General features: G+C 53.6%; 18 protein-coding genes. 6 read left to right on the top strand and 12 right to left on the bottom strand.

The window, feature by feature from the left end; translation table 11 throughout:
* The first annotated feature begins 20 nt into the window (after positions 1-20).
* A complete protein-coding gene (gene dinB / locus ACAW75_RS14665) occupies positions 21-1,112 on the top strand; it encodes a DNA polymerase IV (RefSeq protein WP_370729479.1) in 1,092 nt (363 codons plus the stop codon).
* An 18-nt stretch (positions 1,113-1,130) separates the two neighbouring features.
* Here dinB and ACAW75_RS14660 read toward each other — a convergent pair whose 3' ends face one another.
* Genes ACAW75_RS14660 through ACAW75_RS14645 form a run of 4 tightly spaced genes read right to left on the bottom strand, consistent with a single transcriptional unit; the run spans position 1,131 to position 7,633 of the window.
* Positions 1,131-2,033 carry a caspase family protein gene (locus ACAW75_RS14660; protein WP_370729478.1) on the bottom strand — a complete coding sequence of 301 codons (903 nt, stop codon included), beginning with the start codon at positions 2,031-2,033 and terminating at the stop codon, positions 1,131-1,133.
* Positions 2,034-2,046: 13 nt separating this feature from the next.
* On the bottom strand, positions 2,047-6,285 hold the full coding sequence (locus ACAW75_RS14655; protein WP_370729477.1) for a CHAT domain-containing tetratricopeptide repeat protein: 4,239 nt from the start codon (positions 6,283-6,285) through the stop codon (positions 2,047-2,049).
* 26 nt (positions 6,286-6,311) lie between these two features.
* Positions 6,312-7,082, bottom strand: a complete 771-nt coding sequence (locus ACAW75_RS14650; RefSeq protein ID WP_370729476.1) for a hypothetical protein — start codon at positions 7,080-7,082, stop codon at positions 6,312-6,314.
* Entirely contained in the window at positions 7,079-7,633 is a 555-nt protein-coding gene (locus ACAW75_RS14645) for an RNA polymerase sigma factor (protein ID WP_370729475.1), read from the bottom strand. Before ACAW75_RS14645 ends, ACAW75_RS14650 begins: the two co-directional genes overlap by 4 nt.
* Before the next feature lie 276 nt (positions 7,634-7,909).
* Between ACAW75_RS14645 and ACAW75_RS14640 the strand changes: the two genes are divergently transcribed.
* The 4 genes from ACAW75_RS14640 (at position 7,910) to ACAW75_RS14625 (ending at position 10,846) form a co-directional block, all read left to right on the top strand.
* Entirely contained in the window at positions 7,910-8,290 is a 381-nt protein-coding gene (locus tag ACAW75_RS14640; RefSeq protein ID WP_370729474.1) for a LytTR family transcriptional regulator DNA-binding domain-containing protein, read from the top strand.
* Positions 8,291-8,348: 58 nt separating this feature from the next.
* A complete protein-coding gene (locus ACAW75_RS14635) occupies positions 8,349-8,846 on the top strand; it encodes a hypothetical protein (protein ID WP_370729473.1) in 498 nt (165 codons plus the stop codon).
* Between the two features lie 11 nt (positions 8,847-8,857).
* Positions 8,858-10,216, top strand: a complete 1,359-nt coding sequence (locus ACAW75_RS14630) for a GAT domain-containing protein (RefSeq protein WP_370729472.1) — start codon at positions 8,858-8,860, stop codon at positions 10,214-10,216.
* Between the two features lie 81 nt (positions 10,217-10,297).
* The gene (locus tag ACAW75_RS14625) at positions 10,298-10,846 is read left to right on the top strand and encodes a hypothetical protein (RefSeq protein WP_370729471.1); all 549 of its coding nucleotides are present in this window, start codon (positions 10,298-10,300) and stop codon (positions 10,844-10,846) included.
* 5 nt (positions 10,847-10,851) lie between these two features.
* Here the strand turns inward: ACAW75_RS14625 and ACAW75_RS14620 are convergent, their stop codons facing one another.
* Together ACAW75_RS14620 and ACAW75_RS14615 are read right to left on the bottom strand one after the other, a co-directional pair.
* Entirely contained in the window at positions 10,852-11,553 is a 702-nt protein-coding gene (locus ACAW75_RS14620) for a VIT1/CCC1 transporter family protein (RefSeq protein WP_370729470.1), read from the bottom strand.
* A gap of 65 nt (positions 11,554-11,618) precedes the next feature.
* The gene (locus ACAW75_RS14615) at positions 11,619-12,458 is read right to left on the bottom strand and encodes a TIGR01459 family HAD-type hydrolase (protein WP_370729469.1); all 840 of its coding nucleotides are present in this window, start codon (positions 12,456-12,458) and stop codon (positions 11,619-11,621) included.
* A gap of 452 nt (positions 12,459-12,910) precedes the next feature.
* On the opposite strand from ACAW75_RS14615, the gene ACAW75_RS14610 reads away from it, so the two are divergent.
* A complete protein-coding gene (locus ACAW75_RS14610) occupies positions 12,911-13,777 on the top strand; it encodes a carboxypeptidase-like regulatory domain-containing protein (RefSeq protein WP_370729468.1) in 867 nt (288 codons plus the stop codon).
* A 16-nt stretch (positions 13,778-13,793) separates the two neighbouring features.
* Here ACAW75_RS14610 and ACAW75_RS14605 read toward each other — a convergent pair whose 3' ends face one another.
* The 6 genes from ACAW75_RS14605 to sppA form a co-directional block, all read right to left on the bottom strand.
* Positions 13,794-14,834, bottom strand: coding sequence for an aminoglycoside phosphotransferase/kinase family protein (locus ACAW75_RS14605; protein WP_370729467.1), 1,041 nt, complete (start codon positions 14,832-14,834; stop codon positions 13,794-13,796).
* A gap of 94 nt (positions 14,835-14,928) precedes the next feature.
* Positions 14,929-16,293: a glutamine synthetase family protein gene (locus ACAW75_RS14600; protein WP_370729466.1), complete on the bottom strand. Its 1,365-nt coding sequence runs from the start codon at positions 16,291-16,293 to the stop codon at positions 14,929-14,931.
* A 188-nt stretch (positions 16,294-16,481) separates the two neighbouring features.
* A complete protein-coding gene (locus tag ACAW75_RS14595) occupies positions 16,482-16,892 on the bottom strand; it encodes a hypothetical protein (protein ID WP_502918601.1) in 411 nt (136 codons plus the stop codon).
* A 175-nt stretch (positions 16,893-17,067) separates the two neighbouring features.
* Positions 17,068-17,934 (bottom strand): ankyrin repeat domain-containing protein, encoded by an 867-nt coding sequence (locus ACAW75_RS14590; protein ID WP_370729465.1) that lies wholly within the window; start codon positions 17,932-17,934, stop codon positions 17,068-17,070.
* A gap of 82 nt (positions 17,935-18,016) precedes the next feature.
* On the bottom strand, positions 18,017-19,642 hold the full coding sequence (gene tssD / locus ACAW75_RS14585) for a type VI secretion system tube protein TssD (RefSeq protein ID WP_370729464.1): 1,626 nt from the start codon (positions 19,640-19,642) through the stop codon (positions 18,017-18,019).
* 132 nt (positions 19,643-19,774) lie between these two features.
* Positions 19,775-21,556 (bottom strand): signal peptide peptidase SppA, encoded by a 1,782-nt coding sequence (sppA, locus tag ACAW75_RS14580; RefSeq protein WP_370729463.1) that lies wholly within the window; start codon positions 21,554-21,556, stop codon positions 19,775-19,777.
* Between the last annotated feature and the right edge of the window lie 86 nt (positions 21,557-21,642).

Genomic DNA, 21,642 nt, shown 5'->3' with positions numbered 1-21,642 from the left:
TTGTATTATACGAAACCACGATGGAGCAGACACATCGGAAAATCATACACGTGGACATGGACGCTTTTTACGCGTCGGTGGAGCAGCGCGATAACCCTGATTGGCGGGGCAAACCCATTGCCGTGGGTGGTTCGCGCGAGCGGGGTGTGGTGGCCGCCGCCAGCTACGAAGCCCGTGTGTTTGGGGTACGTTCGGCGATGCCCTCCAGCACAGCCCGCCGCAAATGCCCGGAGCTGATCTTTGTGAAACCTCGTTTTGAGGTATACAAAGCCGTTTCGCAGCAGATCAGGGCCGTTTTTGCCGAATACACCCCGCTGATCGAACCACTCTCCCTCGACGAAGCCTACCTGGACGTAACCGAAAACCTGAAGCAGATGGCGTCGGCTACCCAGATTGCGCAGCAGATCAAAACGTCGATCAAAGAGGCCACCGGCCTGACGGCGTCGGCGGGGGTATCGTACAACAAGTTCCTCGCCAAACTGGCCTCCGATTATCGGAAACCCGACGGACTATTTGTGATCAAACCTAATCAGGGACTGTCCTTTGTGGAGACACTGACGGTTGGGCAGTTTCACGGCATTGGGCCAGCCACGGCGGCCAAGATGAATCAACTGGGCATTGCCACCGGTCTTGATCTGCGTCGGCAGACGGAGGCCTTTCTGGTGCGTCATTTTGGCAAAGCGGGTCATTTCTACCACGCCATTGCCAACGCTATTGATGATCGGCCCGTCAGACCCGACCGTGAGCGAAAATCAATTGGATCAGAAACGACATTCAGTACCGATCTCAGCGAATGGCCCGACCTGGTGGAGGGGCTTCAAGGCCCAATCGGCGATCTTTGGCAGGACTGCCAGCGATTGAAAACCATTGGTCGCACGCTGACCCTCAAAGTAAAATATGCCGATTTCCAGCAGATCACCCGCAGTCGGTCTTTCGGCTCGCCCATTGCCGATGAAGCGCGGCTAACGTACCTGGCGCATGAACTGATGCGGGCGTTGCTGCCCTTACCCAAAGGCGTTCGACTGCTGGGCGTTTCCCTGTCAAACCTGGAATCGACCGACGGATCGGTAGACCGGAACGAGATCGGCAAACAGCTGGAGATTGGCTTTTGAAGGGAGCGCCCGAGTTCGTTACTGCCCAAGAAAAGGAGCATCGATCGTACCCTCTGCCGTTGGTAACTGATAGGGCGCTAAACGGCTCATTCGCTGCCGAACGGTCTGGAAAAAAAACCGATACGATGGCGGTGCCGGGTTACTGGCCCAGGCCTGACAAACAGCCAGCGTGAGGGGTCCAAATGCCTGCCCGCTGGCATCCGTATATTCAAAACTCGGCTGCCCATCTGCCGTTGCGGCCAGTAAAACGTATTGCCCCAGCCGACTGGGCACTGCTGCTGTCGTTTTTTCGTCAAACCAACCCGACGTACCTGCTACGACACGCTTATTCAGGGCGACTGCCGGCGAGGCGATTCCCCGGCTCAAGCGGCCGTCGGACTGGTTCTGACGCAGAATACTACCCGAATGGCACGAATCGAAGAGGAAAAGCAGATGCCCGTAGGGGCCAATCCGTTTGCGGAGGCGGGCCAGCCACTGTGCCAGAAGGTCGTCGCGGATCATCGTGGTGGGTCGCTTCAACTGTCCGTCGACAGGGAAAATAGCCTCATCAAGTCCGTCTGTCTCGTCATGGTTATCGTCGGGTAGCTGTAAACCGTGCCCGGAAAAGTGTACCACGACCCGGCTGCCTGTGGGAAGCGCGCGCGCCAATGAATCGAAAACCTGCGCAATCGCTTGTCGGGTAGCCTGCTGGTCGGCCAGCATTCGGATGTGGCTGGCCGGGAAACCTTGTTTTCGGAGTGTTTCCGACAATAACAGCAGATCATTACGGGCATGAAGCGACTCAGCCCCACTTCCCGATGGGTATTGCCCGATACCTATCAGGAGTGCATACCGGTTGCCCAACGATGGGTGATCCATTCCGGTAAAGCTGGCTATACCTGCCAGGAAGGCCATCATCAGGAATCGCACCATTGGTTTCATGCCTGGCAGTCAGCTATTCCACAAGCACAAAAGCGGCCCAGACCGCAGGCGGGTACTGCTGCCGAAAGTCCCGTTGCGTGCTGGCAAAAGCTGTGTGGAGGTCTTTGTATTTCGTCCAGTTCCGGTAGAACAGGGTCATAAAATCGCTGGTTGGCAAATCAGCTACGGGCCAGATACTCGTTATGACGGCCCCGGCGCCAGCCAGTTGAAACGCCCGTCGTAGCCCGATCACCCCTTCACTCCCCAATGTGCTGCCAAGGCCGGTTTCGCAGGCCGACAAGACTACCAGCTTCGTGCGCCGAAGATTCATGACCGACACTTCGTAGGCGGTTAGCAGCCCATCGTCAGCCGAAGTGGCGTAGTCATGCTGGTTGGCCCCAGCCATCACCAGGCCCGACTGTAACAGCAATGAGCCAGCGTGTCGATGGAGCTCGGTTGGGCTTTGCCGCACAAAGCCATGGGTGGCGATGTGCAGGATATCCGGCGCTCGATCTGATAAACTTTTCAGTTGTTTTTCGGTAGCCTGGTTGCCGGTGACCAGGGTTGTATTGCTACCTAACTGCGGCCGAATGGCCCGTATTTCCCGCTCTGTTCCCGGCAGAAAAGCCCAGCTGGCACCGGGCGTGGCTACACTGCGAAAGCGTTGTCTGGCGGCTGGCGAATCAGCAGGTCGGGCAGCCGACTGGTCATTGTACTGAATACCGCCATATAATACTGCCGACCAATTTGTCTGGTACGTACTGGCGGCGCGCTTCCGAACAGTGGCTATCTGTTGAGTGCTTCCAACGTACCTGAGCTCATACCGATTGGCCAGATACGGGTATCGGGCCGCAGCCGTACCCGGCGGTTGCAGGGCCGAAAAGGCCACCTGGTGCAGCAGCCCATCGGGCGAGAGCCAGATCGTGTGGCTGTTGGTCAGCAACGAATCGAGCGGTTGCCAGATGAGGCTATACAGCGAGTCGGCATCGGGCAATGCCTTGTTTCGTTGCTGGTACCGACTCGCTCGCAGCGACAGTCCCTCGGGGCTGTTCAGCCCAGGCCGGGTAAGCAGCCGTCGCAAAGGCGTTTCGTGGGTTAGGTAGACCAGGTGAGGGCGGGTATCCCGATGGCGCAATACCAGCGCCACATACAGGAGGCTGTCGGTCTGTTGGCGACCCGTATGATACGGGAAGCGAACAAACTCAACGGCTGCCTCACCGGGCTTCAACGCATCCCGAACGGCCGTCCATCCGGTCTGTTGTACAAGAATCGTAGCCTCTCGAAATGCCGCCGACTGCCGGGCCAGTGTTTTGGCCAATGCCTCGGCCTGATGGATCAGGGTATCGAGGCCACCTTGCTGCTGCTGCTCAATGGGTTTACCCGCCAGCGCGGCAACGCGTTGCCGCAGGCTGGTAAGCTGGCCCAGCGCCTGCCTCACAACCGGGTCCGGGTGTTGGCTGGCCGTTGTGAGCAGGTCACGTATTTCGGTCAGCAGCCGCTGATTGGCATACGTTCGCACGGAGTAGGCCAGCGCAGCAGCTGTAGAGTCGGTCTGCGCCTGGCGCAACGCGTAGCTATAGTGCAGGGGCAGCAGTTCACTCTGTTCAGCAAAAAAACCTTCCTGCTGTTCGGCCGAGAGATACATCAGGTTACGCTCGACGGTTTGCCGCATCAAGTCAAACGTTTGCCAGAGTAGCTGACGCGCCTCGGCCCATCGATCACTCAGAAACAAGGCCCGCACAAGTTTATACTGTGCCACCTGTGTAGCAGGGTGATGAGTGCCATACAAGGTTGTGCGCAGGTGTAGCAGCTGCCGGGCCAGCGAATCGGCAAGCCGACTGTTTCCGCCCCTCAGGTGCCTGTTTGTCCATACGTTCAAGGTGTTACTGACTTCGCGGCTTTGTGCGCCAACCAAGGCAATCTGGCTGGTCATAGCCGTCTGAAAAAGCGAATCAACCCCCGTGAACTGCTTCCGTTTCACCAGAAAATCAGCCCAGTTCCCTACCATTGATGCGTAGGCCAGATGCGTTGTTCCGGTGGTGTTGCGCACTACGCTGATCCCTTGCCGATAAGCCCTGTCGGCCTGCTCGAGGCTATCGAGTTGCTCGTAGTTGATCGCCAGCTCGCCCAGTAGCCGACCCAGCAGTGAGGTTTGTCCATTCTGGCTGGATTCGATAGCCAGGGCCTGCTTCAGTCTCACCACGGCCTGTTCCGACAGCCCCATTGTCCGGTACAGCGACGCCATATTCAATAGATTTTGTACCAGGTCGACATGGTTAGCGCCATACCAGCTGATTTTTCTTGCCAGCAGCTCTTCCTGTAACGCTTCGGCACGGGCATATTGACCAGTGGTCCGGTATAAGCTGGCCAGGTAGCTGACAAAGAGAGAGTACTGGGTATTGGTGCGGTCCATTGGCTGACGGCGAGCCAATTCTATCGACCGCTGAAAGTATACGCCGGCACTATCATATTGCCCCATCGACTCGAAACAATCGCCGATATCGAATACCCGGCGGGCATACTGCTTACTGGCTGGCCCGTAGCTTTTTTCTGACGCCAGCAACGCACGGCGATACAGCGGCATAGCCAGATCGAACTGGTAGCGGGTCATGTAAACACCAGCCAGGTTGCTCAGGTACGTGTCGTAGTTATCGGGCACCTCGTCAGGGGCATTGGCTTCGCAGAGCTGAACGGCCCTGCTGTAATCGGCAATGGCGCTGGCATACCGGTTCATGGCTTCGTGCAAGACGCCAACCTGATTATACTGGCGGGCCAGGTCAAGGCTTTTGGGTCCCCAGGCCTGTTCAAGAACGGGCAGACTTTTCCTGAATAGTGAGTCAGCTTCCTGGTAATGGCCCCGTACGCGGCACAAATTGGCCAGATCGCTCTGGTAGTCAGCCCGCTCGGCGGGGTCCGGGCTCACTTGCCAGTCGACGCTTACGATGGCGTACCGATACAGGCTATCGGCTTTTATGAAGTCGCGCAGTTGTTCATAGCTATTCGCCAGTTTACTGATATGGTAAGCGTAATTGGGGCTGCTTTTTCCGGGCGCCAGTGCCTGCTGCGTCAGGCCTTTCTCATACCAGTAGATGGCCTGCTGGAGTTGCCTGTTGAACCGGAGATACACCGCCCGATTGATCAGGTACGTTCCGTAGCTGTCGAGGCTGGTGTAGCTGGGTACGTTGGTCACTTTTTGTAAAAGGAGGGCAAAACAGGAATCGGCACGGGCATATTTCCGCTGATTCCCATAGGTAATGGCCAGCGAATTATAGGCGTCGCAGTAATCGATGGTCAGCGTATCGCCCAGGCTTTCCTGACGGGCGATAGCTTCGGTGAGCAGGGTTATGCGTTCCGGGTAGGCCTTTGCACCCTTCAATGAGGTGGCTAATGACCGTAGCGCACCCGCATAGTCGGGGTGATTTTTGCCCGGCACGCTGGCCAGTTGTGCCACGGCTTCCCGGTACCAGTAAACGGCCCTCTCCGGTTGGGTGCCTTCGGCCAGGAAAGTGGCCCGATTGATCAGGTACGCTCCATAATCACTGTGCTGGTTATACCGGGGAACCCACTTGACAGCCCGCATAAGCGCATCGTAACAGGAATCGGCACGGGCATATTGCGCCTGCCCGCCATAGGCGAGCCCCAGCAGATTAAGGCCATTCGTGTAGTGAATCGTAGTTGTATCGCCCGTACGCCTAAAGCCGTCGATGGCGGTCTTCAACGTCGATACGGCCTCGGCGTAGCTGCCTAGATCGTATTGGCACTGGCCCAGAATGACCTGTGTCTGAACAGTCTGCTTGTGGTTGACCCCGACCAGTGCCACCTGCTGTGGAATGGTCTGCTGCGCCCAGTCGACGGTTTTATGAAACCAGGCGTTGGCCAGATCACGCTTACCCATCGACCGATACAACACCGCCTGTATGCGCTGGTATACCCCATATTCGGGGAGGCGGGAGTAACCTGCCAGGCGCCGAACCACGCGCAACGCCACTTGCAGACAAGAATCGGCCCGGGTAAATTGACGGCGACTTTTATACAGCCAAACCAGGTGCTCGATTAGCTGAGTGTAGTCGGTAGTAGTGGTATCGCCGCTGCGTATTCGTGCTGTAAGCAACTGGCGCACAAGCGGCTCTGCCTCCGTATACTGTTCAGCAACCAGTAGCGAATCCATCCGGTTTTCGGCCAGCTGCTGCGCCTGCACGGAAAGGCTCATCAGCCAGCCAGCCAGGAACCAGATTACCTGCCTGCATGAGCCCGTAGTCCTTTTTCTTGTCATAGGTGTGGTAGCGGATCAAAACACCGTTAGTGGTCTAGTTGGTCTAGTGCTTTTCTGGCCACATTGCCAAAGGGATGAGTGGCGCTCTGCTGACTGATCAGCCGGAGTTGCCTGCGCCCGGCCTCCTGCGCCCCGTTATGCAGGTAGGCCAGGGCCAGATACCAGTCGGCCCGCTGCTGCAACGGGCCGCGGCTCATTTGCCGGGCGGTTTCAAGCGCTTCCACAGCCCTTGCCGGTCGATGTAACGCCAGCAGGCACAGGCCCTGATAGTATAGCGTACAGGGGTCGTTAGCGGGCCTTGTCTGACTTAACGTGAGGGCACGCCCATATTCCTCCGCCCGGTAAGCGCCAATAACAGGGGTAAAGTCGGCGAGGCAATCGGTTTGCCCGCGAATGGCCGGTTCGGGCCGGTAGAAAGCCGCAAACACGGCCTGACTTCGGGCATCGGCGCTCTTTTTGGTGTATACCCCCCACCCGGCCCAGAAGCACAGGAGCAGGAGTACCGATGCGGCGGCCACCCATCGCCACAGCCCCGGTCGGCTTTGCGGGGCGGCAAAAGGGTTCGCCGGCGCTTGCATCAGCGTGCCACTGTCTTCCAGCCGGTGGTGCAGGTCGTTGAGTTGCTGTTTCAGCTTCACGGCTTCCAGACTATGCCGAAACAAGCGGTAGTCGAGCAGCGCATTGTTCAGCGCCGGATCGCTTCGTAGCTGTTGCTCAAACTGGTGGCGTTGCGCCCTGGTCAGCCGGTTTTCCTCGTAGGCTTCAATCGTGTCAAAATAATCGTCGGCTGGTATCATAGCAGCATGGCCAGTTTAGCTCGTAACGAAGAAAGGCAGCGGCTTTTCTCTTTGCGCGCCACCGCCTCATTGGCCCAGCCCAGCCTCCGCGCAATTTCCTGCATAGACAGGCGCTGCCAATAGTAGAGCTGAATGGCCTGCCGGCATTTCTCGCCCAGCTGCGTCAGGCCCTTCTCCATGGCCACCCGCCGGTTTTCAAACGAAGGATCTTCTTCGTCCGGCAACGTATCGGCGAGTGAACTGGCTGGCAGGTTACTCATCTGTAGCTGTTTTTTTCGTTGCTGGTAGCGCCAGATATTGTGCGCAATCGCGGTTATGTAGGTAGTCAGTTCCGCTTCATCGCGCCATTGATACTGCTTGTTTCTCAGCCGGAACAAGAAGGCAATAATCGTTTCGTGGACCAGCTCGCGCGCCTGTTCAGTTGTGCCGCTGTTCTGCCAGACGTACCCGGCCAGCCGCCCGTACATCAGCTGGTACAAATACGTAAACGCTGCTTCATCACTCCGCAGTAACGCTTCATAGAGTAATCGCTGGGTGGTAAAGACAAACATGGCTGGTGGAAACGTCGACGGCGAAAAATAGTAAGCTATCGGCTGCCAACCAAGCTTTATAGCCAGAGGCACAATTGATCATCAATACTTTATCGGCCGGCAGGGCTCTCCTTCGTTGGTCCTGCCAGGGGTTTTGTCAAGCCAGAGACGCCGTTGCCTGGCATTCCATTCACGATTCATCTGATCAGCTACATATTTCTCAAAAAAAAGCGCCGTGGTGGGTGGTAACGTTTCAGGGAATCTGTCATTAACCCCTGTTTTTCATCAACTCCGCTTATGTCCACATCATTTTCTGAGGCTGTGTTGCTAGATCAGTGTGTATTCATTCCCGTGCGCGTGCAGCAGTATGAGCGTGTGCTGAAAGAGCAGATCCAGTTCTTTCAGGCCGAAGGCAGCTGGGTTGACCTGTTCACTACGCTACGTACCTACCGACTGTCGACCAACATCGGTCAGGTTGCCCTGCAAGTAGACCCTACCCAGTTTGTGCGCGTGTCGCGGCGGCATATCGTCAACATACAGCGTGTCAGGGCCCTGAGCGGCAATGAACTCTTCGTAGATGACACACCCCTCCTGGTTGGCAAACAGTACCGCGCCGGGCTGATCGAACGGCTCCCCATCATTCGTATGAAAGCGACCTCCTCAATGGCCGCTCCCTGATTCACCACATAGCCAACCAACAATGCTGTCCATGTTTCTCATCAAGTCCCCACGATTTATGACTTACCCCAACGTACTGGCTGTTGCGCTGCTTTTTCTGATCACCTCACCCGGCTGGGCGCAACTGGGAGGCTCTGCCCCTAAATATGACGAGCGAGTCAGGAAGGTGCTTGACGCTATTCCGTTAAAATATGAGATTACCGCAAAGGGAAATTTCAAAGTATTGCTGCGTCTCAAAAGCAATCGCACACAACTCATCCTGATCAGTAGTACTACCTCAACCTTTGGCAGTCTCGACGTTCGAAAAGTGTATTCATACGGAGCTACGTCAACCGATGGCTTCTCAGCATCCGTCCAGAAAAAACTACTTGAATACAACGATACCATCAAGTTTGGCGGCTGGTACACCACTGAAGAGGAAGGTAAAAGCTATGCCATTTTCAAGGTGTTGATCGGTGCCGACGCTGATGGCATCACCCTGAATAATGTGGTTGAGCTGGTGGCGCTGGCGGCCGATGAGATTGAACTGGACTTAACCAGCAAAGACGACTATTGATCCGCCAAACCATGCTGACGATGAACACCATGTCGATGGCGCAGGGGCGCCGGGCCACCGTTTTCCTCTTGCTCTCTGCCCTGCTGACGCTGACCGGGTGCACGGCCTACCGGCCAGTTGCCTACAACATACGGCAGACCCACTCGGGGGCGGCTCTGGTAACGCCCGGCTGGAACGGACGCATCACGTTTTGGGGAAAGGCCTGGCCCTTTTTTATTGGGCCTGCCCTGGCCGGCGGTGCCAGTGCCATTTACTACCAGCGTGACCCCAATTCGTTCATAAACAGCCAGACTGGTCAACGCCAGTCTATGGGAGGTTCCATTTTTATTGGGTCGGCACTGGGAGCGTTTGCGCCCGGCTATATCCCGTTTTCTTTCCTGCGCAAGAAACGGGTAAAACCACGCGACTACACAGCCGCGCAGGCGCACCAGTGGGCCAGCCAGTACCCCGGTCGCTGGGAAGTGTATGAAACGATGGGCACCGACCTGCTGATTGGCCCCCGGGGTGGTCGGAACCGCTATATTGCCGAACAGAAGGCGATTCTTGACCGGGCCGAGAAAGCCCGGCTTGATGCGGAAGAACGCGCCCGGCAGGCCGAAATTGCCCGCGAACTGGCCGCTTATGACGCTTTCCGAACGAACGAAAGCTGGAGCGCCTACCTGGATACGTTTCCAACGGGTACGCACATTGCCGAAGTACGTCGGGAGGGTGAGCGCCTGGCATTCCAGGCCATACGGAAAGGCGAACGGCGCGCATCTGCAACGTACCTGAGGTATTTTCCCAATGGCGAGCACAGCGCCATTGTCAGACAGGTGGATAACGACTACCGGCTGCTCGATGGCCTTTGGGATACCTACTACCCCACCGACACCTACGATGGCTATAAACAGCTCATCGAACGCTGCGAACAACAGCGCGAAACGTTCCTTAAAATTCGCGCCGAGATTGCTGATGAGAAGCGGGAGTTACGGCCGATTTACGGGGCACTGATCGAAGCTACCGAAACGATCAAACGCCGGTCGGAGGGCTATTTCCAGCAAAAAGTCAGCCTACGCGCCACGCGTCAGGAGCGCATGGCCACGTGGGTAGTGGGCGACAATCTGTGCTGGAAGCCAGCGAGCTATTCCAGTGACGCCGATGGGAAGCGGATTCCCGGCACTGAGAGCGAAACGGCTATCCGGGTTACCATAGAAGAGATCAATGCCGACAGAACCCGCTTCAAAATCAGGGTCAAAGAGCTTTATAACGTCAAAAAAGGCCGCAACTCCGATTCATTCCGAATGGCTGACGCAAACCGCATCTGGGAACTGGAAGAACTGGACTGGATTGATCCGCTAAGTGAAGACATGGATTTCAGAAAATGCCTGTAACCGATCCATCTCCGTTGACCGACGTGCCCTTTTGCCGGCTGGCTCCTTCTTATATCTATGCACACCATTATCAATCACCCTATGCATTCTCCGCTCTATTCCCGACCAGTACAGGCGCTGCTTGTTACTTTTCTGGTGATTCTAAGTAGCCTGACTGGCTGCAAAAAAGCCAGTGAAGACCCCGACCCTGCTCCAGCCGTCACCAAAGAAACACTCACGGGCAACTGGCAACTGAAGACGGCCAAAGTCTACATCAAGGCCACCAGAAGCGGCAAGGTGGAAACAACTGACCAAACCCGTACTGGCACCGCCAGTGATTTTGTTAATTTCCTGGCACCGCCATCGAAGCTGATGCTCGACCCAGCTGATTTGTTTGGCACCAGCACCTACAGTTGGTATACATCGGTTTCGGGGAGTGAATTGACCTTACGAAAAGGCTCTTCAACCGCCCGCAACGTAGGCTACTTTACGGTTCGGCTCAGCGGAAACACCATGACCTGGACCATGAACAAAGAACAGGCCACCCGCAGCTCGGCCGATTCAGACGGATTTTCGTCGGTGTTAAACGGCAGTACCGACACTTTCGATACGCTTCAGGAGCTAAACCTAACCATTACGTTCACCAGATAACCGCACTACCCAAACAACCGGGCTACGCCAAAGGCAGCGGTGGCAGCGAGCGCACCGATCAGCATCACTTTTATGGCTCCGCTAAACGGGGGCTGCCCCGTTACTTTGCTTTTAAAGTAGCCAAACACGAACAGACAGATCAGGGTGACGCCACAGGAATACAGCAAGGCCTGATGGGGCGCATTGATCAGGAAATAAGGCAGTAATGGAACCAGCCCGCCGGCCGCATACGATGCCCCGATGGTCAATGCGCTTTTTGTGGCCCGGTTTGGATCGGGTTCATCAAGACCCAGTTCATACTTCATCATGAAGTCGACCCACTTGGTTTTGTCTTTCGCCAGTTCATCGGCAATAACGTTCTGCACATCGACGCTCAGCCCCATTTCGGCAAATACATCACGTACCTCCTGCTTTTCGCGCTCGGGTACCCGTTCTACCTCCTCTACCTCGCGCCGTCGTTCCGATTCGTAGTGGTCGGCTTCGGTGCGGCCGGCCAGGTACCCACCCAGCCCCATTGCAATAGACCCGGCCACGATCTCGGCAATACCCGCCGTAACAACCAGCGACGAACTGGCCACGGCCCCACTTAAACCCGCTGCCAGCGCAAAAGGTACGGTGAGCCCATCGGCCATGCCGATGACGATGTCGGAAATGAAAGCGGAGCTCTGTAGATGCTCTTCGTGGTGTAGCTGACCGGTATCTGTCATGGGGACTGGGGGAGTTAGCCGCCTGGATTGGCGAAACGGCTGGGGATACGGCTACGCGTTACGTACTACACCGCCGCTGATTCGCAGACGTAAGTGGGAATGATGCCCGTGGCTTTGATGCGCAGGTCTACATCTTCGGCGGGCGTATTACCGGTCAATACGAGGGCCGTGTCGAAGCCGAATTTATTGCCGCCAAGGATATCGCTTTTCAGCGTATCGCCCACCATCAGGATCTCGTTCTTGCCAATCGTCATCTTTTCGCGCAGGAGGTCATAGGCAAACATGAACAACTGGGCATCAGGCTTCCCGAAGCGGATAAACTGTTTCCCCACAATGCGCTCCAGCATATCGGCCACGGCACCGATGGCCACGGCTACCCGGTTTCCCGACACAGGGTACGTGGCGTCGGTATTGGCTACGATCACCGGAATATTCCGCAGCCGTAACAGGTTCACGGTTTTATTCAGATCGGTATTCCAATCGAAGCCTTCATCATCGAGTAATACCAGGGCCGTGATATCAGCAGCATCGTTCAGGTCTACGTCACGGATCGGCAGAGCATGCAAATCGGCATTTTCGATATAGTGAGCCGAGGTGTCGGTACCCAGATAGGCCACCGTGCCGTGACTCACCTTCAGTTGCAGATACTCTCGCGCCAGCATCCCCGACGATACGATCCGGTCGGCAGTGACCAGCGGCAAACCTAGCCGGGTATAAGAGTCGGCCAGTTGCTCCGGACTACGCGACGCATCGTTGGTCAGTACGTAAAATGGCTTCTCTGTCTGAATCAGCGCGTTAATGGTTCTGTCAACACCGGGAATCAGCCCATGTGCGTTTTTCAACACGCCATACGCATCGAAGAAAACGGCTTTATACTGGTCAATCAGGTCGGCGAATGGAGTCATAGTATGCGTTTCTAAAATGCAATCACGATTACAAATAAAATTTTTCTATTTTTTCATACTTAAAGAGATTTGGTGAGCTATTTTTATAGCTCACCAAATCTCTTTAAGTATGAAAAAGATATCCGTATTGGAAAAAAGGGTACTATTACTTCTTTTATTCGTAGTAGGTTCAGCACAAGCTGACACAACGGGATCTAGCACTCCAGACGATTTTGAGTTATTCGTGAAGTTCTGGGGATCGGAATGTACTACTATCATCCAAGGAAGTATCGTGAACGAAGGACAGTGTGCAAGTTACACGACTTGCACGAAGTACCGTCTCTGGATTCCTGTGGGTACTACAAACACATGGGAAGTTGATAAACCTTGTGGTCCTGGTAAAGCTTTCTAATTACTAACAAATCTGTGTGGACAAGCATTAGATTACTTATCTGCACAGATTTTACTAAAAAATGAAACTAATTTATTCCATCATTATTATTCTCAGCGTTAGTTATAACTGTTTATGTCAACGTATAACAACTGGCATTATAATCGACAAGTATGCCAAGCCTATTAGGTTTGCTACAATAACGGACGTCCAAAGAAAACATGGAGTAAATTCTGATACAAACGGGTATTTTTCTTTCAAAAGTACTGACGGATTAGATACACTGATTGTATCAGCAATAGGTTATAAGAAAAAGAGATTTATTGGCAATCAGGCTAATATCAGAATTTCTTTAGACGAAGACACCTTACAGCTTAATCCAATTCAAGTAAAAAGAGGTAGGCCCGATATAACCGTTTATGGCAATATTAACAAAAGGTCAACTGGATCGTTCAAGAACTGTATGGAAACTAATTTAGAATTAAGCTATCAACTTCCTGAATGTGATCGACCAAATAGTTATATTCAAAAGGTTCTGGTTTACATTACAAATGAGGTAAAATATGATTCACCTTTTAGAATAAGAGTTTATACAGATAAAAACGATTTACCCTACCAAGTTTTATCAAACAATAATATAATATTTAAGGCTTACAAAGCAAATAGTTGGACACTGATAGACCTAACATCTTACCAAATAAAAATACCAGATAATCAAAAATATCATGTTTCTATAGAATGGTTATATTCAGATGATCCTACCGAGCAATTATCCTATTCTGATGGTAGATGTTATGGAATAGCTTTAGGAATGAGTAAATCCGGCCGAGAAGTAATGTCTTCTATGAGAACAAATACAGGAGAGTGGTCAAAATGCAATTTTTATAAACTACCCAACGGAAACATTCACAACCCTATGATTCAAGTAGTGTTGGAATCATTTAACTAACTTCCCCATATGTCTTTTAAAGTCCCAGCCGCGTCAGAATCGGCGTTACGTCGAAGGTGTCGATGGAGGGAAAATAGATATCGTAGGCTTCGCGTTGCAGTTTAGTGGCGTAGGTGCGGTGGAAGAAGTATCGACCGTACTTGATCACGTAGTTCAGAATGAAGAACCGGTATGCTTCGGGCAGAAAGCGGATTTCACGCTCGGTCAGGGGATACACCTTGTGGTATTCTTCCAGAAACCAGCCAAAGCGTTCTTCGGCCAACGGGCCAATGTAGTACGAAAATACCGTTCGATCGCCCGCATCAGAGCAAACGCGGCTAAAAAAGTAGAAATCCATGACCCGGTAACTGATCCTGAACCAGTCATAATCCCAGCGGGAAAACAGTTTCTGCTCGTCTGTCACCGAGAAATTCCCGATGTTCCAGTCAACGAAAACGGGCATGGTTTCAACGGTCTTGTCAACCAGCTTCTTTCTGTTTTCCAGGAACAACTGGCACTGTTTCCGCAGGGTATCTTCGTGCATGCGGTGCTCAAACTTACCGGCGTCGGTATCCAGCAGATCGAGTAATCCCTGCACATCAGACCGAAGCGTTTTTGAATACTTCGGCAGTACCGACGACGCCCGCGCACAAGCCAGATGAAAGCGGGCAATCTCGGTGCCCAGCTTACGAATGTGCGTTTCGTCGAGGCGGCGGGGCATTCGCTCCTGGGTACGTATCGGGTTGTAGAAAACCACCCACGCGTCGACCGCTTCGCTCTGATGACGGTACACGAAGACCTGTCCGTTCTTCATCAGTGACTTGGCCAGCACATTCTCGAAAGGGTATAACAGGTTGTTGGCCAGCGCATGAATGATGCGATGATCTTCTTTAAAATGCTCGAATTTGCCGAAGTAGGATAATTTGGCAATCACGCGGTCGCCCGAATCGAGCGTTATTCGGAAGACGTGATTCGTAGACACTTTGGCACTGATGTCTTCCACGGTCTGCACCGTCTGACTGGGGTCAAACGCCGCCCAGGCCTGGCGAATTATAGAAGGATAATCAATGAGGCGCATAAGGTCAGTTTACTGTTTACAGGTTGCTGCTTACTGTTGCTCCGCTCACCTACAGCGCAACAGTAAACAGCAACCTGTAAACAGTAAACTCTTTTCAAATGAGTTCAAAATAGCGTTTCAATTCCCAGTCGCTTACCTGACGGGCATACTGCCGGTATTCCCAGTCGCGGGTTTGGCAGAAATGTGTAACAAAGCCCTCTCCGAAAAGTTCAGCGGCAATGGCCGAGTCGCGCATCAGGTACGTTGCCTCGCGAAGGTTTGGTGCCAGGCGGCCGTTGGTTTCGTTCTCGTAGCCGTTACCCGTGGTAGCCGGCACATCGAGCGAAAGGCCATGCCGAATACCGTATAAACCCGACGCCAGGGCCGCCCCCATAGCCAGGTACGGATTGGTGTCGGAACCTGGCACACGCATTTCCACACGGGTATAGTTTTCGGCATGGTTCAGCACCCGCATGGCCACCGTCCGGTTATCGAATCCCCAGGTTAGTGTAGTGGGGGCCCAGGCCCCTTCGACCAGCCGTTTGTAGCTATTGATCGTGGGCGCATACATGGGCAAAATGTGCGGCAGGCAGTGCAATTGACCAGCTATGTATTGGCGGGCCAGCGTGCTCAGCTTATCAGGTGCGGCGGCATCGAAAAACAGGTTCTGCGCCTCATCCGGCGACCAGAGGCTCTGGTGAATATGGCCGCTGCATCCGGGCAGTTCGGCGTTCCATTTAGCCATAAATGTAGCCAGTATGCCATGCCGATAGCCAATTTCTTTCACCGCTGTTTTAAACAAAACAGCCTTATCGGCGGCTTGCAGGGCCGAATCGTGGTGAATAGCGGCTTCGTAGACGCCCGGCCCGGTTTCGGTATGTAGTCCTTCAAGGGGAATGCCGAATTGGCCCAGTTGAGTGAACAGATCATTGACGAAGCTGCTTTCCATAGACGGACGCAGGATGGAATACCCAAACATGCCCGGCGTCAGTGGCGTCAGGTTTCGGAAGCCTTTCTGCTCAACGGTCTGGGGGGTTTCGCGAAAATTGAACCACTCAAACTCCTGCGCCATTTCGGCCCGGTACCCCATCGCCGTTGCCTGTGCAGCTACCCGCTTCATCAGTGAACGCGGGCAGGCGGGTACGTCCTGGCGGCCGGTATCACCCCCACTGAAATCGGCCAGGAAAAACGGCAGGTCACCCTCCCACGGTAGCTGCCGGAACGTACCCAGGTCAATGCGTACCGGTCGGTCGGGGTAGCCCGTATGCCAACCCGTTATGGTGCCGTTGTCATAAGCTACGTCGTGGCTGTCCCAGCCAAAAACAACGTCGCAGAAGCCGTATCCATCACGTAAACCAGCCCGGAATTTCTCCCGGCTGATGATTTTTCCGCGCAGGATACCGTCGATATCGGCAAAGGCGAATTTGATTTTCGGGATGTCGTGTTCGTCGAGGTAGGCGAGAAGTTGCGTAGCGTCCATGCGCGTTGAGCAAGGTTGGTCGGAGCGCTAAAGTAAGTTAATTCGCCAGACAAATATGGCCTTTTATGCACATGGGCTTCCTTTTCAGCCTTCATAAAGAAAGACAACGTATGGGTAGCGCCCTTGCCAAAAAGCGGTAAACAGTGAAGTTCATCACTGCCGTAGTCAGGGCTCTCTCACCTTGCTCTTTACTGCTCTGCCGCGCTAGGCATCGTATTTTTAGGGTCAGCCCTAGCCCAACTGCCTTGCCCAAAGCGGATGGAGCCATCCTTGATCCGCCTTTTACGAAGGGGACAGCGGTATCCTGCGTCGAGCAGGATGAGCACGTTATCCCAAAAGTCACTCAGGAGTGCCACCAACACAGCCGGTCGCTTTTGCTGGTAGCTGTTCGGATCTCCACCGCTTTCGAGCAGGATTTTGAGGTGTTTGTTTTGATCGCTGACGCCAGCAGCCAGCGCCACAGGCTGCGTGTTTTCTGAATCCTTCAGATTAGGATCGGCCCCCAACCGAAGCAACAACCGAAACGCGGCCGCCTGTTTTTGCATCATGGCCCAAATCAGCAGGGTCATATCCTGCTCGTAAAACTGATTGAGTTTCACAGAAGGGGCCAGGGTAGTGATCTGATCCAGATCGTTAGCCCGAATAGCCCGGGCCAGCTGCAGGGCGCTGCCTTCAAAGAAAAGTTCAGGTTCCAGTTTATTCTGACTGAGGCGTAGACACTAAGCAGTATGCCCACATCAATGACTGATAATAGCAGCCAGCAACTTGAACGGTTCATCCATTAGGATCGATAAACTGGGGCTTGGTCTGGCCTGGCTCGGCGATACGGTTCGTTTTCATCCACGCTTTAAAGGCAGCCCAGGCCTTCCGGTCTAACTCTACCCATTTTGCGCCAAAGCCCGTAGGATCAAGGCCTAATTCGGTTAATTGCTTATTCCACTGTTGTCCTTCCGGCGTTTGATGCCAACGTGCCAATAAAGCCGTGTAGGGTTTGTATGACGGATGGAAAATGGGAAAGTGAACACCCCGGCTTATGAGCAGTTGGCGGAGTTGAGCCTGTTCCTGGTAAGTTTTTGAGCCAATTTTAGGCGTCGCCTGTTGCACTTCAAGGGCAATACCCCCTCCTTCCGAAGAGGCATTTATATCTGCCCCCCGCTGAATCAGGGCAGCGGCGCGAGCGAACTTTTCCTGATAACCTGCTTTGATCAGAATGGTATCATCATGCTCATCACGGATATTGATGTCTGCTTTCGCATTAAGTAACAACTCAACGTTCGTGTAGTATTCACTATCGAAGGCAATGTGCAAAGCTGGTTCTCCACGACTTTTGCTATTGGGATCTCCCCCGTGCCTAAGCAACACTTTCAGATTGGGGTTATCTTCTTTGGCTCCTGCCGCCAGTGCGACCGGCTGAATACCATCATCGCTTGTCAGGTTAGGGTTTGCTCCTGCCCTTAATAGTAGATCCAGTGCCTCCTGACGATCGGCCAGTATGGCCCAAATCAGCAGGGTCATGTTTTCGCGATAAAACTGATTCAGCTCCGCTTGCCCGGCTAGGCGTTCGACCTCATCGAGCCGGTTTTGCTGGATGGCCTGAGCCAGTTGCAGGGCTATACCTTCGAAATAACGCTCGGGGTCCATTTTGTTTCTGCTCTGTTGAGCACATGATGCAAGCAACGTAAATAAACTGGCCAATAGCCAGACAACAACTATTTTAAAAAGTCTATTGACAACCCATATAGCTGGCAAGTGTCTCGAGATCATCCTTTTTCTGTTTCTCCATAGAGTCAACCAGGTACGGCATTCCGTGGTAAGCGAAACGGCGCCATTGTCTAATTATGGGGTTACCAATCGTTTTTCCATTGATATCTTGTGCTGGTACAACGTGTCTGACGCCTGCAGCTGGTGGAGCCGTACTGTTTAGAAGCAAGCCAGCTCCAGCTGCTTTCGCCCAGGGATTTGGGGTTCCCAGCAGTGCGCCCTCCAAAGCAGGCATGGCTACATCCTGAAGATTACTTAAAAAGTCGTGAGGAAAATGGAAGGCGTCAACTACAGGCCGACCATCAGGCCGAATCACTGTAGCATCTGCCAGCACCCGGCCGTCTTCCGCACGGCTGAGCGTACGTGGATGCACTCCGGCTGCGTTGAATGTGTAGGCTTTGGAACCACTCAGGACTGCGGCTGCCGCTGCCTGCCCACCGGCTTTTGAGTGGCCTGCAATGTCGATTCCGCCTTTTCCCTCATATTTTTTGGCAAGCCTTTTGGCAACGTTAATAGATCCGTTATACTGTTTTGTTTCCATTCCACCACCCTGTGCAAAATCGGTTCCCCAGTCGCCCCAAAAATTAGCTACGTTGTCAGTACCACGGAATACCAGTACAGGTTTAGCGTCCCGTTCAAAAGTGGACTGGTAAACAGCATATACAGGCTCTACGCCTTCTTTCGAATGCTCAAGCATTCCCCATCCTTCAGGCAGACCGTTTTCGTCAGCAGGCCAGGTCTGCTCATCGAGCATCTCCTGAAATTTCTCAGGCTGCGGAGGCACTTTACTTTCGAACAGTTTCTTTTTCCCTAGCAGGTAGATGGCATTCGACAGCTTAGCCCGTTCGATGGCACGATTGTTCAGTTCAAACCGTTTGTTGGCTGCTGCGGCTTCGACGTACATTGCATCGGCTGACTGCCCATTGCCAGGTCGCGCCGACGTAGCTACCCCTGTTGCGTCGGTAGGCATAACCAGCGACGAAGGGCTGAGGTTTGTTTTTTTCAACTTGGCCGACGACGCATCAATAACCGACAATCGCGCCGCATACCGCTCCTGTTTTGACTTCTTCATATCTGTAGAAGCCGCAATATCGTCGCAGATGGGTGGTTTGCGGGGCTTGGGCGGGGTCGTTACGGCTCCGTTACGCTGGTAGTTGGCCAGTTGGAAGGTCTCACCCGCGCCGTGTGAGGCCATTGGCCAGTTGTTATCGAGAACAATAGCCCCTACCGCTACACGTTGCGGTGAAATACGGATCGTATTCACAAAACTTCCTGCGCCATTGGCCCCGGGCTGGTATCGGATGGTCAATCCAATGCAGTAGGCATTGAAAAAGGAGATGGTCTTCAGCGTAGCCTCCGGCGATTCCTGCATCAGAACGAGCTTACCACTGGCCTGCATGGTGGGCGAAAACATCCATTGGTGCAGGAAGCCGTCATTGGGCGAATCGAGCGTGCAGGTGATAAGTCCGCCTTGCGTAGGCGATGCAGGCCGCCCCAGCGAGTCCGTTTCCTGACGAATTGCCAGATCGTATGAGTACAGTCGGTACGTGTTCGAGCCAACACTGAGGTATGCTGCAAACGAAGCCATCGGCAGAATAAATCGAGCTTAGATCCTACTAGTTAACACCATTTACCCTATATAACTATACACAGCTTATCCTACGAACCAAAAAGGCCCATACAATGTGTATGGGCCTTTTTCTATGGATGGGAACCGCACTTAACGGATGTCCATCTCGAAGGGTAACCGTGCCTGAACGCCTTGCAGGCTTTGCAGTTTCTTCATCTGCTTTACCACCGGGGCCAGCGGCCCCAGTGCTGTCTGCACACGGGCATTATCGCTATCATCGTTGCCGAAGAACTTCATCACCTTCTGGATGGCATCTTCTTTGGCCGGATAATAGCGTAGGCGGTAATCGTCATCTTTGAGCTTCGCTTCGGTAGCCGCTACTTTCACGGCCTCATCCAGTCCACCCAGCTGATCAACCAGCCCGATTGATTTGCCCTGAATACCGGTCCATACGCGGCCACCGGCAATGGCTTTCACGCTGTCGATGGGCAGCTTACGGCCATCGGCCACTTTCTTGGTGAAACTGGCGTAGATGCGGTTCACGCTGGTCTGCAACACCTGCCGGTCAAAATCAGACAGGGGTTTGGTGGCGCTGGGGAAATCGGCGTGGGGATTGGTCAGTACGCGGTCGAAGGTAACGCCGAGCTTGTCTTTAAACAGGTTCTCGGTGTTGAACAGCAGGGCAAACACGCCGATCGAACCGGTGATGGTATTGGGCTGTGCCACGATCTTGTTGCAACCCATGGCCATGAAGTAGCCGCCTGAAGCCGCATAATCGGAGAACGAAGCGATGATGGGCTTCACCTTGCGGGTCAGTTGCACTTCGCGCCACATCACATCGGAAGCCAGGGCACTACCGCCACCCGAATTGATCCGCAGCACCACCGCTTTGATGCTCTCGTTCAGGCGAGCCTTCCGAATTTCAGCGGCAATCTTGTCTGACCCGATGCTATTCTCGTCGCCATCGCCCGTGTTGATATCGCCATTGGCAATAATGACGGCAATCCGGTTGCTGCTCGTCACTTTTTCGGCATCGTCGTCTTTTTCACTATCAGAAGAACTGTCTTTGTATTTGCCAAGACCCACGAATTCGATCTTTTTCTTTTCGTCGACTTTCATGGCCCGCTTCATCTCGCTTTCTACTTCGTCGAAATAGCCGGTATTGGTTACCAGTTTATAGCGCAGGGCATCAGCCGGTGTTTGAATACGGAGGCTATCGGCATACCCACGCAGCATACTGGTTGGGATACCCCGGCTTTTGGATACGCCCACCAGGAAATGGTCATTGATCGAATTCAGGAACGAAGCCGTTTGCAGCCGGTTGGGATCGCTCATCTTATCGAGCAGGAAAGGCTCAACGGCGCTCTTGAACGTACCTACACGAAAGATCTCAGGCTTCAGACCCAGTTTATCGAGCGTGCCTTTGAAGAACGTCAGTTCGGCGGCAATCCCGTTCCATTCCATATCACCAGCCGGGTTCAGGTACACTTTATCGGCCACCGACGCCACGTAGTAGGCTTTCTCGGTCATGGCTTCGGCGTAGGAATACACGAATTTCTTCGACTTCTTGAAATCGATCAGTGCATTCCGCACTTCTTCAAGGGTAGCCCAGCCTGCCTGCGGGTTTTGCGCATCGATGTAGACACCCAGGATGTTATCGTCGTCTTTTGCTTTTTTCAGCGCTTCCTTGATCTCGATCAGCCCCAGCACATTCGCGTCACCACCGCCACCGAAGGCAGCAAACGGATTCTCGCTGCTGCGCTCGCGGATAGGCTCGTTCAGGTCTAGCTTTAGCACCGAGTTTTTGGTAACGGTCGTCTCTTTTTTCGACGAAGCCGCGCCGATTATACCTGCAAAAATAATGATGCCCAGAAAGGTGAAGATGAATAGCCCCAGCAAGGTAGCCAGGAGGTATTTCAAAAATTGGCGCATAGGTTCGTTTACATGTTATTGTATATACACCAAAAATAAAGGCTCACTGTTTAAGAGTGAGCCACTTTTTGTTGAATGCGCAATAC

The sequence above is a fragment of the Fibrella arboris genome, assembly GCF_041321095.1.
Lineage (GTDB): Bacteria > Bacteroidota > Bacteroidia > Cytophagales > Spirosomataceae > Fibrella > Fibrella arboris.
This window is presented reverse-complemented; position numbering and strand designations above follow the sequence as displayed.

Coding starts and splice junctions, on each gene's coding strand:
- dinB (WP_370729479.1), top strand. CDS start 21: ATGGAGCAGACACATCGGAAAATCATACACGTGGACATGGACGCTTTT.
- ACAW75_RS14660 (WP_370729478.1), bottom strand. CDS start 2,033: ATGAAACCAATGGTGCGATTCCTGATGATGGCCTTCCTGGCAGGTATA.
- ACAW75_RS14655 (WP_370729477.1), bottom strand. CDS start 6,285: ATGACAAGAAAAAGGACTACGGGCTCATGCAGGCAGGTAATCTGGTTC.
- ACAW75_RS14650 (WP_370729476.1), bottom strand. CDS start 7,082: ATGATACCAGCCGACGATTATTTTGACACGATTGAAGCCTACGAGGAA.
- ACAW75_RS14645 (WP_370729475.1), bottom strand. CDS start 7,633: ATGTTTGTCTTTACCACCCAGCGATTACTCTATGAAGCGTTACTGCGG.
- ACAW75_RS14640 (WP_370729474.1), top strand. CDS start 7,910: ATGTCCACATCATTTTCTGAGGCTGTGTTGCTAGATCAGTGTGTATTC.
- ACAW75_RS14635 (WP_370729473.1), top strand. CDS start 8,349: ATGACTTACCCCAACGTACTGGCTGTTGCGCTGCTTTTTCTGATCACC.
- ACAW75_RS14630 (WP_370729472.1), top strand. CDS start 8,858: ATGCTGACGATGAACACCATGTCGATGGCGCAGGGGCGCCGGGCCACC.
- ACAW75_RS14625 (WP_370729471.1), top strand. CDS start 10,298: ATGCATTCTCCGCTCTATTCCCGACCAGTACAGGCGCTGCTTGTTACT.
- ACAW75_RS14620 (WP_370729470.1), bottom strand. CDS start 11,553: ATGACAGATACCGGTCAGCTACACCACGAAGAGCATCTACAGAGCTCC.
- ACAW75_RS14615 (WP_370729469.1), bottom strand. CDS start 12,458: ATGACTCCATTCGCCGACCTGATTGACCAGTATAAAGCCGTTTTCTTC.
- ACAW75_RS14610 (WP_370729468.1), top strand. CDS start 12,911: ATGAAACTAATTTATTCCATCATTATTATTCTCAGCGTTAGTTATAAC.
- ACAW75_RS14605 (WP_370729467.1), bottom strand. CDS start 14,834: ATGCGCCTCATTGATTATCCTTCTATAATTCGCCAGGCCTGGGCGGCG.
- ACAW75_RS14600 (WP_370729466.1), bottom strand. CDS start 16,293: ATGGACGCTACGCAACTTCTCGCCTACCTCGACGAACACGACATCCCG.
- ACAW75_RS14590 (WP_370729465.1), bottom strand. CDS start 17,934: ATGGACCCCGAGCGTTATTTCGAAGGTATAGCCCTGCAACTGGCTCAG.
- tssD (WP_370729464.1), bottom strand. CDS start 19,642: ATGGCTTCGTTTGCAGCATACCTCAGTGTTGGCTCGAACACGTACCGA.
- sppA (WP_370729463.1), bottom strand. CDS start 21,556: ATGCGCCAATTTTTGAAATACCTCCTGGCTACCTTGCTGGGGCTATTC.